This window comes from Ciceribacter azotifigens, assembly GCF_048159625.1.
Taxonomy (GTDB): domain Bacteria; phylum Pseudomonadota; class Alphaproteobacteria; order Rhizobiales; family Rhizobiaceae; genus Allorhizobium; species Allorhizobium azotifigens.
In genome coordinates this window covers 38,288-54,004 of sequence record NZ_JBLQTA010000001.1, presented here as the reverse complement: position 1 = coordinate 54,004, position 15,717 = coordinate 38,288, and the positions used below count along the sequence as shown (strand labels likewise).

Annotated in this window: 12 protein-coding genes; 6 read left to right on the top strand and 6 right to left on the bottom strand. The window is 64.2% G+C overall.

The genetic code is table 11. The annotated features are described in order from the left end of the window. A complete protein-coding gene (metH, locus tag ACM6UT_RS00295) occupies nt 1-3,774 on the top strand; it encodes a methionine synthase (RefSeq protein ID WP_416795382.1) in 3,774 nt (1,257 codons plus the stop codon). A gap of 164 nt (nt 3,775-3,938) precedes the next feature. Here metH and ACM6UT_RS00290 read toward each other — a convergent pair whose 3' ends face one another. The 6 genes from ACM6UT_RS00290 to ACM6UT_RS00265 form a co-directional block, all read right to left on the bottom strand. Further along, the gene (locus ACM6UT_RS00290; RefSeq protein WP_416795381.1) at nt 3,939-5,090 is read right to left on the bottom strand and encodes an ABC transporter substrate-binding protein; all 1,152 of its coding nucleotides are present in this window, start codon (nt 5,088-5,090) and stop codon (nt 3,939-3,941) included. Nucleotides 5,091-5,177: 87 nt separating this feature from the next. Next, complete coding sequence (locus ACM6UT_RS00285; RefSeq protein ID WP_416795380.1) at nt 5,178-6,239, bottom strand: ABC transporter ATP-binding protein; 1,062 nt, start codon at nt 6,237-6,239, stop codon at nt 5,178-5,180. 11 nt (nt 6,240-6,250) lie between these two features. Continuing rightward, nucleotides 6,251-7,033: an ABC transporter permease gene (locus ACM6UT_RS00280; RefSeq protein ID WP_416795379.1), complete on the bottom strand. Its 783-nt coding sequence runs from the start codon at nt 7,031-7,033 to the stop codon at nt 6,251-6,253. Beyond that, nucleotides 7,030-7,920 (bottom strand): ABC transporter permease, encoded by an 891-nt coding sequence (locus ACM6UT_RS00275; RefSeq protein ID WP_416795378.1) that lies wholly within the window; start codon nt 7,918-7,920, stop codon nt 7,030-7,032. Before ACM6UT_RS00275 ends, ACM6UT_RS00280 begins: the two co-directional genes overlap by 4 nt. Before the next feature lie 105 nt (nt 7,921-8,025). Beyond that, a complete protein-coding gene (locus ACM6UT_RS00270; RefSeq protein ID WP_416795377.1) occupies nt 8,026-9,132 on the bottom strand; it encodes an ABC transporter substrate-binding protein in 1,107 nt (368 codons plus the stop codon). Between the two features lie 148 nt (nt 9,133-9,280). Continuing rightward, on the bottom strand, nt 9,281-10,192 hold the full coding sequence (locus ACM6UT_RS00265) for a MurR/RpiR family transcriptional regulator (RefSeq protein ID WP_416795376.1): 912 nt from the start codon (nt 10,190-10,192) through the stop codon (nt 9,281-9,283). A 142-nt stretch (nt 10,193-10,334) separates the two neighbouring features. On the opposite strand from ACM6UT_RS00265, the gene ACM6UT_RS00260 reads away from it, so the two are divergent. The 5 genes from ACM6UT_RS00260 (at nt 10,335) to ACM6UT_RS00240 (ending at nt 15,705) form a co-directional block, all read left to right on the top strand. Then, the gene (locus ACM6UT_RS00260) at nt 10,335-11,111 is read left to right on the top strand and encodes an N-formylglutamate amidohydrolase (RefSeq protein WP_416795375.1); all 777 of its coding nucleotides are present in this window, start codon (nt 10,335-10,337) and stop codon (nt 11,109-11,111) included. A 129-nt stretch (nt 11,112-11,240) separates the two neighbouring features. Beyond that, a complete protein-coding gene (locus ACM6UT_RS00255; protein WP_416795374.1) occupies nt 11,241-11,750 on the top strand; it encodes a TRAP transporter small permease subunit in 510 nt (169 codons plus the stop codon). Next, complete coding sequence (locus ACM6UT_RS00250) at nt 11,747-13,072, top strand: TRAP transporter large permease (protein ID WP_416795373.1); 1,326 nt, start codon at nt 11,747-11,749, stop codon at nt 13,070-13,072. The genes ACM6UT_RS00255 and ACM6UT_RS00250 overlap by 4 nt, the downstream gene beginning before the upstream one ends. 117 nt (nt 13,073-13,189) lie before the next feature. Beyond that, nucleotides 13,190-14,236 carry a TRAP transporter substrate-binding protein gene (locus tag ACM6UT_RS00245; RefSeq protein WP_416795372.1) on the top strand — a complete coding sequence of 349 codons (1,047 nt, stop codon included), beginning with the start codon at nt 13,190-13,192 and terminating at the stop codon, nt 14,234-14,236. Nucleotides 14,237-14,334: 98 nt separating this feature from the next. Beyond that, nucleotides 14,335-15,705, top strand: coding sequence for a glutamine synthetase family protein (locus ACM6UT_RS00240; protein WP_416795371.1), 1,371 nt, complete (start codon nt 14,335-14,337; stop codon nt 15,703-15,705). Nucleotides 15,706-15,717: the final 12 nt, after the last annotated feature.

Here is a 15,717-nt window from a genome sequence, read left to right as displayed (position 1 = left end):
ATGCTCGACACATTGTTTGATACGGACGTCGTCAGGCGCGACGGGGCGGAGATTTCGGCGGCGCTCGCCAAGGCGGCGCGCGAACGCATCCTGGTCATCGACGGCGCGATGGGCACGCAGATCCAGCAGCTCGGTTTCGGCGAGGACGATTTCCGCGGCGAGCGCTTCATCGGCTGCGCCTGTCACCAGCAGGGCAACAACGACCTGCTGACGCTCTCCCAGCCGGATGCGATCGAGGAAATCCACTATCGCTACGCCAAGGCCGGCGCGGACATCCTCGAGACCAACACCTTTTCCTCGACCCGCATCGCGCAGGCGGACTACCGGATGGAAGGGGCGGTCTACGACCTCAACCGCGAAGGCGCGCGGGTGGCGCGGCGTGCAGCGATCCGTGCGGAGCGCGAGGACGGCCGTCGCCGTTTCGTCGCAGGTGCGATCGGGCCGACCAACCGCACCGCCTCGATCTCGCCGGACGTCAACAATCCGGGCTACCGCGCCGTCCGGTTCGATGACCTGCGGCTTGCCTATGGCGAGCAGGTCGACGGGCTGATCGACGGCGGCGCCGACATCATCCTGATCGAGACGATCTTCGACACGCTGAACGCCAAGGCGGCGATCTTCGCCTGCGAGGAACGCTTCGCGGAGAAGGGCATCCGCCTGCCGGTGATGATCTCCGGAACGATCACCGACCTTTCCGGCCGCACGCTGTCCGGCCAGACGCCTTCCGCCTTCTGGTACTCCGTCCGCCACGCCCGGCCGTTCACCATCGGGCTCAACTGCGCGCTCGGGGCGGACGCCATGCGGCCGCACCTGCAGGAGCTTTCGGGCGTCGCCGACACCTTCATCTGCGCCTATCCGAATGCCGGGCTGCCGAACGAGTTCGGGCAGTACGATGAGAGCCCCGACGACATGGCCCGCCAAGTCGCGGCGTTTGCGCGCGAGGGGCTCGTCAACGTCGTCGGCGGCTGTTGCGGATCGACGCCCGAGCACATCCGGGCGATCGCCGAGGCGGTCGCAGGCACGGCACCGCGGCAGGTTCCCGAGCACCGGCCCTTCATGTCGCTCTCCGGGCTCGAACCCTTCGTGCTGACGAAGGACATTCCCTTCGTCAATGTCGGCGAGCGCACGAACGTCACCGGCTCGGCGAAATTCCGCAAGCAGATCACCGCCGGCGATTATGCGGCAGCGCTGTCCGTCGCCCGCGACCAGGTCGAGAACGGCGCCCAGATCATCGACGTCAACATGGACGAGGGCCTCATCGATTCCGAAGGGGCGATGGTCGAGTTCCTGAACCTGATCGCCGCCGAGCCGGACATCGCCCGTGTGCCGGTGATGATCGACAGTTCCAAGTTCGCGATCATCGAGGCCGGTCTCAAATGCGTGCAGGGCAAGGCCGTGGTGAACTCGATCTCGCTCAAGGAGGGTGAGGAAAACTTCCTCGCCCAGGCGCGGCTCGTCCGCAACTACGGCGCGGCCGTCGTGGTCATGGCCTTCGACGAGCAAGGGCAGGCGGATACCTATGCCCGCAAGGTCGCAATCTGCGAGCGGGCCTACAGGCTGCTCACCGAAGAGGCGGGCTTCCAGCCGGAAGACATCATCTTCGACCCGAATATCTTCGCCGTCGCCACCGGTATCGAGGAGCACGACAATTACGGCGTCGACTTCATCGAGGCGGCCCGCACCATCCGCGAGAAGATGCCGCTCGTGCACATCTCAGGCGGCGTTTCCAACCTCTCCTTCTCCTTCCGCGGCAACGAGCCGGTGCGCGAGGCGATGCACGCCGTCTTCCTCTACCACGCCATCCAGGCGGGTATGGACATGGGCATCGTCAATACCGGCCAGCTCGCGGTCTACGAAAGCATCGATCCCGAGCTGAAGGAGGCCTGCGAGGACGTGGTGCTCAACCGCCGCAGCGACGCGACGGAGCGGCTGCTGACTGTCGCCGAACGCTTCCGCGGCGCGGCCGGCAAGGAGGCGAAGGCACAGGATCTCGCCTGGCGCGAATGGCCGGTCGAGAAGCGGCTGGAACATGCACTCGTCAACGGGATCACCGATTTCATCGAGGCGGATACGGAAGAGGCGCGCCTTGCCGCCGAACGTCCGCTGCACGTCATCGAGGGGCCGCTGATGGCGGGCATGAACGTGGTCGGCGATCTCTTCGGCGCCGGCAAGATGTTCCTGCCGCAGGTGGTGAAATCCGCCCGTGTGATGAAGCAGGCGGTCGCGGTGCTGCTGCCGTACATGGAAGCGGAGAAGGCGGCGAACGGCGGCAGCGGGCGTGAGAGCGCCGGCAAGGTGCTGATGGCGACGGTCAAGGGCGACGTCCACGACATCGGCAAGAACATCGTCGGCGTCGTGCTCGCCTGCAACAATTACGAGATCATCGATCTCGGCGTCATGGTGCCGGCCTCGAAGATCCTCGAAACCGCGCGCGCCGAGAAGGTCGACATCATCGGACTGTCCGGCCTCATCACTCCCTCGCTCGATGAGATGGTGCATGTCGCCTCCGAGATGGAGCGGGACGGCTTCGACATTCCGCTGCTGATCGGCGGAGCGACGACGAGCCGCGTCCACACGGCCGTCAAGGTGAGCCCGCAATACAAGCGTGGGCAGGCGGTCTACGTAACCGATGCGAGCCGGGCCGTCGGCGTCGTCTCGGCGCTGCTGTCGCCGGAGGCGAAGGACGGCTATGTCGAGACGGTCCGCGCCGAATACCAGAAGGTCGCGGAAGCGCATGCGCGCTCCGAGCGCGAGAAGCAGCGGCTACCGCTCGCCCGCGCCCGCGAGAACGCGATGAAACCCGACTGGGAGAATTACCGGCCAGCGAAGCCGAGCTTCCTCGGCACGAAGGTCTTCGACCACTATGACGTCGCGGAACTCGTCGACTACATCGACTGGACGCCCTTCTTCCAGACCTGGGAGCTCAAGGGGCGCTACCCGGCGATCCTCGAAGACGAGAGCCAGGGGGAGGCGGCGCGCCAGCTCTTCGCCGATGCGCGGGAGATGCTGGACAAGATCGTCGCGGAAGGCTGGTTCCGCCCGCGCGCTGTGATCGGTTTCTGGCCGGCGAATGCCGTCGGCGACGACATCCGCCTCTTCACCGACGAGAGCCGGAGCGAGGCGCTTGCGACGTTCCATACACTCCGCCAGCAGGTTTCGAAGCGGGAGGGGCGCCCGAACGTCGCCCTTTCCGACTTCGTCGCGCCGGCGGCAAGCGGGGTTCAGGACTATGTCGGCGGCTTCGTGGTGACGGCGGGCTTCGAGGAGATCGCGATTGCCGAGCGCTTCGAGCGGGCGAACGACGACTATTCCTCGATCCTCGTCAAGGCGCTCGCCGACCGTCTGGCGGAAGCCTTCGCCGAGCGGCTGCACGAGCGCGTGCGGCGCGAGTTCTGGGGCTATGCGGCGGACGAGACCCTGACGAACGAGGACCTGATCGGCGAGGCCTATGCCGGCATCCGTCCGGCACCCGGCTATCCCGCCCAGCCCGACCACACCGAGAAGCGGACGCTGTTCGACCTCCTGGACGCCGAGGCCGCGACCGGCGTCGAGCTCACCGAAAGCTATGCCATGTGGCCGGGCTCCTCGGTTTCCGGCCTCTACGTCGCGCATCCGGAAAGCTACTATTTCGGCGTGGCCAAGGTGGAGCGGGACCAGGTCGAGGACTATGCCGCGCGCAAGGGGATGGCAGTTTCCGAGGTCGAACGCTGGCTCGGGCCGGTGCTCAATTACGTGCCATCGAAGGCTAACGAGCGGTCGGACGACGCCGCCTGAGACGCCGAGACTTTGATTCAATGCCCGCCGGCAAGCGGTTGATTTCGGATTCGAAATCGCCGCGGCGGCGGTATCCCCGGCCACGCTTCAAGAGTATGGCGAAATGATTCCGGTTCTTGCGGCAAGCTATTGGCCGTAAACGGAAATCCGTGATCGGGAAAGCGTCAGGCAGCCCTGAAGCGCGCCATCACCTCGTTGCGCCCGGTGTCGAACATGGTGACGGCGGCGCCGAATTCGAGCGAGGTGAGCGCGGCCGCCTCCGGATAGACGATGCGGTTCGACGTCACCTCCTCCGGCAGCAACGCCAGCACGCGGCTGTCGGTGGTCGGCGCGCCGTTGGCGATGTGTTCCCGCACGGCCACCGCCGGATCGAGGAGGAAGTCCAGCAGCGCGTAGGCGGCCGCCTTGTGCGGGGCGCTTGTGGGGATCGCATAGAAATCGCACCAGAGCTCGCCCCCGTCGGATCCGATGACGTATTCGATCTCCGGCAGGTCGCGGTGAAGCTGTGCAGCATCGTTGGTCCAGCACATGCTGAGCCAGGCATCTTCCGACCGCATCGCCGCCTGATAGTCGCTGTCGATCGCGTAGAGATGCGGCTTCACCCGGACGAGCAGCTCCTCGGCCCTGGCGAGTTCCTGCGGGTCGACCGAGTTGAAAGAACAGCCGAGCGCGACCAGCGCACTGCCGACCGCCGTGAGTTGATAGTCGTGGATGATCGTGCGGCCGCTGGCCTCCGTCTGCGCGACGTCGAAGAAGTCTTTCCAGCCGGCGACGGGGCTGCCGATACCGCCGGTGTTGACGGCAATGCCGGTGGTGCCCCAGTTCTTCGGCAGGGCATAGGTCCTGCCGGCGACCGTTCCGGCGGCGGCGAAGCGGCTGTCGACCGCCAATGCGTCGAAGTTGCGGATGCGGCTGAGATCGAGCTCGTCCAGCAGTTCGCGCGCCACGTAGTTCGGGATCGCGTAATTGGTCGGGACGCAGAGATCGCAGCGGAGGGCGCCGGAGCGCACTGCGGCGTACATGTCCTCGTTGGAACCGTAAGCCTTGACCTCCACCGCGACGCCGGTCGCCGCGGTAAAGGCTTCGAAGGAGGCGGGATCGTGATAGTTCGGCCAGGTCGCGAGCGTGACGCGGCGGCCGAGATCGCCCCCGAAGACGCGGCCGGGCGCAAGGGACGTGCCGCCCAGCGTCACTGCGGCGAGACCGAGACCGGTGACGCCGAGAAAATGCCGCCGCGTGACCGAGCCGCGTTTCCAGCGGAGAAACTCTTCCCTGAACCGGTCGGCTTGAGACCGGTCATTCCCGTTCATGCTCATGGCGCAGATCCCCTTGGCAGGGGAGTCATAGAAACCGAAGCTGGCGGGAAACTGGCGCGGGCGGCTTTCGCCGTCCGCGGCGGTAAATCAATCGCGAAGCAGCAAGAGATCGCCGGCGTCGAGGCGCAGCGCGACCGTTTCCCCGACGGCCGGCGGCTTGACGCCCGGATCGTTGAAGCTGTCGAAGGAGATGACGTTGCCGCCGACGTCGACGCCGGTGCGGATGACCGAGCCGAGGAAGTGGCTGGAGACGACGCGGCCCGTGAGCGAGAGGTTGCCGTTCGGCCGCTCGCCGAGCGAGGCTGCTTCCGGCCGCAGCGCGAGCTGGACGGTCGCGCCGGCCTTGTTCGCGGACATCGATTCCTTCAGCGTGACCACCTCTTCGCCGATGCGCACGGTGGAGGTCGCGGGATCGGCGACGACGGCGTCGATGACGTTCAGCGTTCCGACGAAGGAGGCGACGAAACGGGTCGTCGGCTTGTTGTAGATCTCGAAGGGCGTGCCGATCTGGTCGGCGCGGCCGGCATTCATCACCACCACGCGGTCGGAGATCGAGAGCGCCTCCTCCTGGTCATGGGTGACGAAGATCGTTGTGATGCCGAGCTGCTGCTGGATCTGGCGGATTTCCTCGCGCAGCGAGACGCGGATCTTGGCGTCGAGTGCGGAGAGCGGCTCGTCGAGGAGCAGCACCTGCGGCTTCGGTGCGAGCGCGCGGGCGAGCGCGATGCGCTGCTGCTGGCCGCCCGAGAGCTGGTAAGGGTAGCGCTCGGCTAGGTGCTCGAGATGGATGAGCGCCAGCATCTCCTTCACGCGCTTCTCGATGTCGGCCTTGGCCATGCCGTGGATTTTCAGGCCGAAGGCGACGTTGTCGAAGACGTTCATGTTGGGGAACAGCGCATAGGCCTGGAAGACCATGCCGATGTTGCGCTGGTTGGGCTTGAGGCTCGCCTGGTCGCGGCCGTCGATGGTGATCGTGCCGCCGGTCGGCGTCTCGAAGCCGGCGACCATGCGCAGGATCGTCGTCTTGCCGCAGCCCGACGGGCCGAGGAAGGAGACGAACTCGCCCTTGTCGATCGACATGTTGAAGTCGTGCACGACTTTGACAGGCCCGAAAGACTTCTGGATGTGGGTCAGAGTCAGGAAGCTCATGCGTTTCGTCCTCAGGCGGGGCGTTGAATGGTTTTCTGGAAGCGGGAGACGAGCTGGATCAGGCCGAGGCAGCCCCAGGTGATGCCGAAGGCGATCACCGCAAGTGCGGCCGGCTCGTAGGCGCGGTTGGCGCCGAGCAACTGCATGTACGGGCCGAAGGCCGGCCGGTTGAGGAGCGCTGCCATGGTGAACTCGCCGATGACGATGGCGAAGGTCAGGAAGGCGCCGGAGAGCACGGCGATCAGCACGTTCGGCAGGATGATCCGGAAAAGGATGCGGGTCCAGCCGGCGCCGAGGCTCTGGGCGGCTTCGGTGAGTGTCCGCACGTCGATCGCGGCAAGCCCGGTGTCGACGGCGCGGTACATGTAGGGCAGCGACAGCGTCGCATAGCCGAACATCAGCAGGATGTTGGTGCCGAAGGCCGTGCCGGTGAGCGGCAGCCAGCTCGAGGTGTTGTAGAGGCGGATGTAGCCGAAGACGATGACGATCGCCGGGATGACGAGCGGCAAGAGCGTCACGAACTCGATATAGGGCCGCAGCCGCGGCAGGCGGAGCCGCACCCAGTAGGCGGTCGGCACGACGAGCACGACGCCGAAGACGATCGTCAGAAGCGCCATCGAGACCGAATAGCTGAAGGTCTGCTGGAACTGCGCGTCGCCGAGCACCTTGGCATAGGCGTCGAAGGAGTATTCGCCGCGGCGCATCTTCAGCGAGAAATTGGTCATGCCGACGAGCGGCAGGATGAAGTAGAGGAGGCCGAACGTAAGCGCGCCCCAGGCCCAGAGCTTCTTCATTTCAGCCACCTTTCACTGCGGGCGCGCAGCCAGATGTAGACTGCATTGGCGACCCCCGTGACCACGATCATGCCGAAGGCGAGTGCGTAACCCAGATGCGGATTGCCGAGCACGTCGCCGCGGATCTGCGCAAAGAGCAGGATCGGTACAATGTTGAGGGACGAGCCGGTGAGGGCGATCGCCGTTGCGACAGCGCCGAACGCATTTGCGAAGAGCAGCGCCATGGTGCCGAGAAGCGAGGGCAGCAGGATCGGGAAGGCAACCATGCGCCAGTATTGCAGATTGCTGGCGCCGAGGATGGAGGCGGCTTCCTTCCATTCGCGCTTCAGCCCGTCGATCGCAGGCGTGATGATCAGGACCATCAGCGGGATCTGGAAGAAGAGATAGGTGAGCGTCAGCCCCCAGAAGGACAGCAGGTTGAAGCCGAGTGCGCGCAGGTCGATGCCGATCTCGGTGCGCAGGAAGACGGTGACCAGACCCATCGGACCGAGGGTCGCGAGGAAGGCGAAGGCGAGCGGCACGCCGGCGAAGTTCGAGGCGACACCCGAAAAGGTGAGAAGGGGCCCGCGAATCCAGCGGGGCAGGCCGCCGAGCACGACCGAGGTCGCCATGGCAAAGCCGATCGCACAGCCGAGGAGGGCAGAGGCGAGGCTGATCTTGATGGAGATCCAGTAGGCTGCGAGGATCGACGGCGTGAACAGGCCGGCCAGGTTTTCGAGGGTGAAGCTGCCGTCCGGGGTCTGGAACGCGCCGATGACGATCTTCATCGTCGGCAGGATCAGGAAGAGCAGGGCGAAGAGGAAGAACGGGGCGACCCCGATCCATTCGAGCGGCAGGCGCAAGGCCGGTCGCGGTGTGGTGCTGTCGACGGTGCTGTTCGTCGCCATCTCTCTTGTCCCCCTTTCGCGCGCCTGGTGCGCGACTTCTCTTTTCTCATTGAAGAGAAAAGCCGCCCCGGCCACAAGACCGGGGCGGCATTTCACAACAGCAAATTACTGGACGTTGGCGCCGACGACCTTGTCCCAGCCGCCGGTGACGGCAGCCTTGTTGGCGTCGACTTCCTCGAGGGTCGGGAAGTAGGCCTTCTCGTAGGACGCGGCCGGCGGCAGCTTGTCGAGCAGGTCCTGCGGGATCTTGCCAGCCTTGGACATGGCGTTGAAGCGGGCCGGGTGGCAATAGCCTGCGAGCCATGCGGTCTGGCCTTCGTCGGAATAGAGGTATTCCATCCAGAGCTTGGCAGCGTTCGGGTGCGGCGCATAGGCCGAGATGCCCTGAACGTAGACGCCGGCGAGAACGCCCGATTCAGGAACGACGACGTCGACCGGCGGGTTGCCGGCGAGCGTGTCCTTCCAGGAGAGCGCATTGTAGTCCCAGGCGACGACGATCGGGGTCGAGCCCTGGGCGAGCGTGCCGGACTTGCCGATGACGGGCACGAAGTTGCCGGCCTTGTTGAGTTCGGCGAAGTACTTCAGACCGGCTTCGCCGGCTTCCTGACCGGCCTTGGCGCCGGAGGCGAGACCGGCGGCGAGAACGCCGAGGATGGCCTGGTTGGAAGCGCGCGGGTCACCGGCGAGAGCGACCTGACCGGCGTAGTCCGCCTTCAGGAGGTCGGACCAGTCCTTCGGGGTTTCCTTGACGAGGTCCTTGTTCACGATCATCGACATGACGCCGTAGTAGTCGCCGTACCAGTAGCCTTCGGCGTCCTTGATGTTGTCCGGAATTTCGTCCCAGGTCGAGACCTTGTAGGGCATCAGCAGGCCTTCGGCCTTTGCCTGCGGACCGAAGGCGAGGCCGACGTCGATGACATCAGGAGCCTGCGGGCCCTTGTTGTCCTTGTTGGCCTTGATGGCCTCGACTTCGTCGGCCGAACCGGCGTCCGGGTTCAGTTCGTTGACGGTGATTTCCGGATACTTCTTCTTGAAGCCGTCGATGACCGCACCATAGCCGCACCAGTCGTGGGGCAGGGCGATCGTGGTCAGCGCGCCTTCCTTCTTGGCGGCTTCGACGAGTTCGGCGCTCGGTTCGGCGACGGCGACAGCCGTGGAGGCGATGACCATGGCGGTCGAGAGCGAGAGTAGGCGACGGAAGTGGCTAGTCACGGAAGTTCTCCTTGTTCTGATTAGAGGCGACGCGCGTCTGATATTCGGGTTCGATGATAGTTATGTGACGGCTCGCGGCCCCGCGCGCAGGGACGGCTTGCTTTTCTTCTCCGTTGAATTTTAACGTTTTTCCCTCTCCCCTCCTGGATCAACGTAATTTGCGAAAAAGCCGGGCCTGCTCGAACAGGTCCTCGAGAGTCTTCATGCGCTCGCGGGTCTCGTCCCATGCCGAGCTCTGGACCGCTTCGATCAGCGCCTCGACGACGAAGAGCGTCACGACCGAGGAATCCCAGGCGGACGGCGCTTCGATCTGGACCTTGAAACTGTGCAGCGCGTGCTTGACGACTGGCGAGGTCCACTGGTCGGTGAAGAGGATGATCTGCACGCCGGCGGCCTTGGCGACGGCGGCAAGGGTTGTCATGTCCGCCTCGTAGCGGCGAATGTCGAAGATCACCAGCACGTCGCCGGTGTTCATGTTCAGCACGTGCTGCGGCCACGAACTGGCATTCGACGACATCAGCGTCGTCTTCGGCCGGATGACCTGCATGTGGGTGAAGAAGTATTCGGCGAGCGCACCGGTGATGCGGCCCCCGACGAAATAGACGCTGCGCTTCTTGTCGGCGAGGAGCCTCGCCGCTTCGTCGAAGGTGGCGGCGTCGAGCTCGCTCAGCGTCTGGCGCATGTTGTTCATCACCGCTTCGGCGAAGCGGTTGAGTACGTGGGTGCCCGGAGCATTGGAGGCCCAGCGGTCGTGCTTGGCGATCGGGTTGGAGATCGATGCCTCGAGCTCCTGGTGCAGATGCGCCTGGAACTCCGGATAACCCTTGTAGCCGAGCTTCTGCACCATGCGCGCGACCGTCGGCGTGGAGACGCCGGCGTTTTCCGCGACGGTGGTGATGCTTCCCAGACCGGATACGGGGTAATTCTCGAGCAGACTCTCCGCCAGCCTCCGTTCGGCGGGGGTCAACCCTCCGAAATGGGCATGGATTACGTCCGACACTGTCTTCGACGTCGTGAGCACGAGTTTCTTGTTCCCCCTGTCCGGTCTTCGCCGGTTCATGGGAAATTTATCAACCGTGCCTGGCACGCTGTCAATCCGCATCTTGAAGAGAAATTTTCAGAACCGGATTGACTTGTGGCCAATCGTGAAGAATTCTCTTCGGAATGCAGAGAGGCAGCAAGCCTCCGGGGAGAATTGCCGAATGCTCTTGAGAACGGATATTCTTTCGGCCGCAGACGGAGACGCTGTCTCCGTCGAGAATGCGGCAGCGGCAGGAGACGTGTTGCTCGTCTGCGAGCATGCGTCCCGGACATTGCCGCAAAGGGCGGGGGATCTCGGGCTTTCCGAAGAGGCCCTGTCGAGCCATATCGCCTGGGATCCGGGCGCCCTCGACCTCGCCCGGATGCTCTCACGCTCGCTCGACGCGACGCTTGTCGCACAACGCTTTTCCAGGCTGGTCTACGACTGCAACCGTCCGCCGGAATCGCCGGCCGCGATGCCCGAAAAGAGCGAGATCTACGACATTCCGGGCAATCACGACCTCGACGTCGCCGAGCGCTATGCCCGGACCGCCGCACTCTACGTCCCTTTCCATGACCGGATCGCCGCCATCATCGCCGAGCGCAAGGCCGCCGGCCGACGCACGGTACTGGTGACGGTGCACAGTTTCACGCCCGTCTACATGGGGCGCCACCGCGAGGTCGAGGTCGGCATCCTGCACGACGAGGACAGCCGGCTTGCCGACGCCATGCTGGCGGCGGCCGGTTCCAGGCCGGCGTTCCGGGTCGAGCGCAACGAGCCCTATGGACCGCAACACGGTGTCACCCATACTCTGAGGCTGCACGGGCTTCCGTCCGGGCTTGCGAACGTCATGATCGAGGTCCGTAACGACCTTCTGAAGGACGAGGCCGGCAAGCAGGCCATGGCCTCCTATCTCACCGGATTGCTGCAGGAGGGGCTTGACCGAATTTCTTCCTGAGTGATCCCTGCAATTCGAGAATTGGCATAGTTTTATAATCAAAAGGGGAACAGATGCCGAAGGGAATTAAGCAAGGGGAAGCCGCGGATACATTTCCGGCGATCACCCTAACGGATGGCGGAGGCTGTTATGCCTGAAGCTATCCAGACCTATGTACGTGTCGTGGACAGGTTCAATCTCCGCGTCGGGCGGGTCGTCATGTACGGCATATTCGTCATGATGGGCATCATGCTCTATTCGGTGGTGTCGAAATCCATGCGGCTGCCGGCCAACTGGACGCTGGAGACGGCCCAGTTCGTCATGGCGGGCTACTATCTTCTCGGCGGCGCCTATTCGCTGCAGCTCGACAGCCATGTGCGCATGGACCTCGTCTACGGGAAATGGTCGCCGAGGACCAAGGCGGCGGTCGACGTCGTCACCATTCTCATGCTCTTCGTCTACCTGTTCTTCCTGCTTTACGGCGGCGTTTCCAGCACCGCCTACGCGCTGAAGTTCGGCGAGACGAGCTATTCCTCCTGGGCGCCCTACATGGCGCCGATCAAGATCGTCATGGTCATCGGCATCGCGCTCACCTTCCTGCAGGCAACTTCGATCTTCATCAAGGACCTGGCTGTCGCAATCGGGAGGCCGCTCGCATGAGTTACGAGATGATCGCCCTCCTGATGTTCACCTCGATGATGCTGTCGATGCTGACCGGACAGCGCATCTTCGCCGCGATCGGCTTCGTCGCCGTCGTTGCCGCGGCCTTCCTTTGGGGCAACGGCGGCTTCGAACTCGGCTTCTCGGCCGGTATGAAGCTGATGAAATGGTATGCGCTGCTGACGCTGCCGATGTTCATCTTCATGGGCTACATGCTGTCGGAATCGGGCATTGCCGAAGACCTCTACCGGGCATTTCACGTCTGGTTCGGCGGCGTGCGTGGCGGCCTGGCGCTCGGCACGATCGGGCTCATGGTCGTGATCTCGGCGATGAACGGGCTTTCCGTCGCCGGTATGGCGATCGGCGCCACCATCGCGCTTCCGGAACTGCTTCGCCGCGGCTACGACAAGATCATGGTGTCGGGTGTCGTGCAGGCCGGCAGCTCGCTCGGCATTCTCGTGCCGCCGAGCGTCGTCCTGGTGCTTTACGGCATGATCGCACGGCAGCCGGTCGGTCAGCTCTGGCTGGCTGGTGTCTTCCCCGGCCTGCTGCTCGCGGCGTTGTTCGCCATCTATGTGGTGATCCGCTGCTGGATCAACCCCGCCCTCGGTCCTGCGCTCACGAAAGAAGAGCGCGACATGCCGATGATCGAGAAGCTGAAGCTGTTGCAGGCCGGCGTCATGCCCTTCATCATCTTCTTCCTGATGATGGGCCTGTTCGTGCTCGGCATCACCAGCCTCGTCGAGAGCTCGGCGGTCGGTGCGCTCGGCGCCCTGTTCGCCACCTGGATCAAGGGACGGTTGACGTGGACCCTGTGGAACCGCGTCCTCGAACAGACGCTCGGCATCTCGTGCATGTTCATGTGGATCATTCTCGCGGCTCTGTGCTTCGGGGCGGTCTTCGACGGACTCGGCGCGGTGAAGGCGATCGAGAAGCTGCTCGTCGGCGACATGGCGCTTTCGCCCTGGCAGATCCTGATCCTGATGCAGGTATCGTTCCTGATCATGGGCGCCTTCCTCGACGACACGGCCATGCTGGTCATTGTCGCGCCGCTCTACATTCCGCTCGTCGGCAAGCTCGGCTTCGACCTGATCTGGTACGGCGTGCTCTACACGATCACCTGCCAGATCGCCTACATGACCCCGCCCTTCGGGTACAACCTGTTCCTGATGCGGGCCATGGCGCCGCCGGAAATCTCGCTCCTCGATATCTACCGTTCGATCGTTCCCTTCGTCCTGATCATGATCCTTGGGATGGTCATCATCATGGTGTTCCCGGAGATTGCCCTGTGGCTGCCGCAGCACGTCTACGTCAGGGGATAGCACGGACAGGAGCGAAGGGCCCGCCGGGCGGGCAATGCGCTTGTGTTTCCCGCGGTCCTGCCGCGGGGGGCACCCGAAAGAAGAAGTGAAAAAAACGAAGCAGAGAGGGAATAGGACATGACGAACAGAAGAAGTTTTCTGAAGAATGCCGGCCTCGCCGCCGCAGCCGCTCCGGCGGTTCTGGCTGCTCCGCACGTGAAGGCACAGGACAAGAAGATCACCTGGCGCCTGCAGACCTATGCCGGTGCGGCGCTCGCCGAAGAAGTGGTGCGTCCCTGCGTCGATGCCTTCAACAAGGCCGCCAACGGCCAGATGGTGATCGAGCTCTACACCGCCGACCAGCTGGTGCCGACGGGCGAACTGTTCCGCGCCATGCAGGCCGGCACCATCGATGCCGTGCAGTCGGACGACGACTCGATGAACTCGCCGGTCGACGTCAAGGTATTCGGCGGCTACTTCCCCTTCGCCTCGCGCTACAGCCTCGACGTGCCGACGCTGTTCCACAAGTACGGTCTCGCCGACATCTGGGACGAGGCCTATGGCGAGGTCGGCGTGAAGTGGCTTTCGGCCGGCGCATGGGACCCGTGCAACTTCTCGACCAACAAGCCGATCAAGTCGCTTGCCGACCTGCAGGGCTTGCGCGTCTTCACCTTCCCGACGGCGGGCAAGTTCCTCGAGCAGTTCGGCGTGATCCCGGTCACGATCCCCTACGAGGACACCCCGGTCGCCATGCAGACGGGCGAAATCGACGCCGTCGCCTGGTCGGGCATCACCGAAGTGACGACCGTCGGCTGGGACAGTGTGGTCAAGTACTTCCTGACCAACAACATCTCGGGCGGCTGGTGCGGATCCTTCTTCGCCAATGCCGACCGTTGGAAGGAAGTGCCGGAACACCTGCAGCAGCTCTGGCGCGTCTGCATGGACAGCTCGCACTACCGTCGCCTGCACTGGTACTGGGGCGGCGAGGCGGCCCTGCGCGCCGGCGGCAGCAAGCTCGAACTCACCTCGATCCCGGACGCCGAATGGAAGACGGTCGAGGAGAAGGCCTTCGCCTTCTGGGACGAGATCGGCAAGCAGAGCGAGCGCAACGCCAAGGTGGTCAAGATCCTCAAGGACTACCAGGCCGTCATGCAGAAGGCCGGTCAGCCCTACCGTTACGGTTGATCGCCTGATGAAACCGCGTCCGGGGCGCACCGCGTCCCGGACGATCCCCCGACGAGAATTCCCCCCAAGGAACGACACACGCCTGTCAGGAAACATCGATGTCTGCACAGTACACTTTTGACGATCTGAAAATGGATGTGGCCGAGGGCCGCATCGACACCGTTCTCGCCGTGCTGGTGGACATGCAGGGCCGGCTGATGGGCAAGCGTTTCCAGGCCGAGTTCTTCGTAGAGAGCGCCTACAAGGAAACCCACAGCTGCAACTACCTGCTTGCGACCGACATGGAGATGGAGACGGTCTCCGGCTACCAGGCGACGAGCTGGGAAAAGGGCTATGGCGACTACACCATGAAGCCGGACCTCTCGACGCTTCGCAAGACCCCCTGGCTCGAAGGCACGGCGCTCGTCATCTGCGACGTCCTCGACCACCACAGCCACGAAGACGTGCCGCATTCGCCGCGCGCGGTGCTGAAGAAGCAGATCAAGCGCCTCGAGGACATGGGCATGAAGGCCTTCATGGCCACCGAGCTGGAATTCTTCCTGTTCGACCAGACCTATGACGACGCGCGGATGTCCGGCTACCGCGACCTGCAGCTCGGCTCGGGCTACAACGAGGACTACCACATCTTCCAGACGACCAAGGAAGAAGACGTCATGCGCGCGATCCGCAAGGGTCTGCAGGGCGCCGGCATTCCGGTCGAGAACACCAAGGGCGAGGCGTCCGCCGGGCAGGGCGAGGTCAACGTGCGCTATGCCGACGCGCTGACCATGGCCGACCGGCACGCGATCATCAAGAACGCCTGCAAGGAGATCGCCTGGTCGCGCGGCAAGGCGATCACCTTCCTCGCCAAGTGGAACTACAATTCCGCCGGCTCGTCGTCGCACATCCACCAGTCGCTTTGGAGCGCCGACGGAAAGACGCCGCTGTTCTTCGACGAGAACGGTCAGCACGGCATGTCGTCGACGATGAAGCACTACATGGCCGGCCTTCTCGCCCATGCAAGCGAGATCACCTATTTCCTGGCGCCCTACATCAATTCCTACAAGCGCTTCATGGCCGGCACGTTCGCGCCGACCAAGGCGATCTGGTCGAAGGACAACCGCACCGCCGGCTACCGGCTCTGCGGCGAGGAGACGAAGGGCATCCGCGTCGAGTGCCGCGTCGGCGGCTCCGACCTCAATCCCTATCTCGCCATGGCCGCGCTGATTGCCGCAGGCATTGACGGCATCGAGAAGAAGCTTGAACTGGAGCCGGCCTTCGTGGGAGACGCTTACGGAGCCCGCGAGGTTCGCGAGATTCCCCGGACGCTGCGCGCGGCGACGGAATCGCTGCGCAATTCCGCCATGCTCCGGGCGGCGCTCGGCGACGACGTGGTGGACCACTACGTCCGCGCGGCCGAATGGGAACAGGAAGAATACGACCGCCGCATCACCGACTGGGAAGTGGCGCGCGGTTTCGAGAGAGCTTGAACCACACAGACA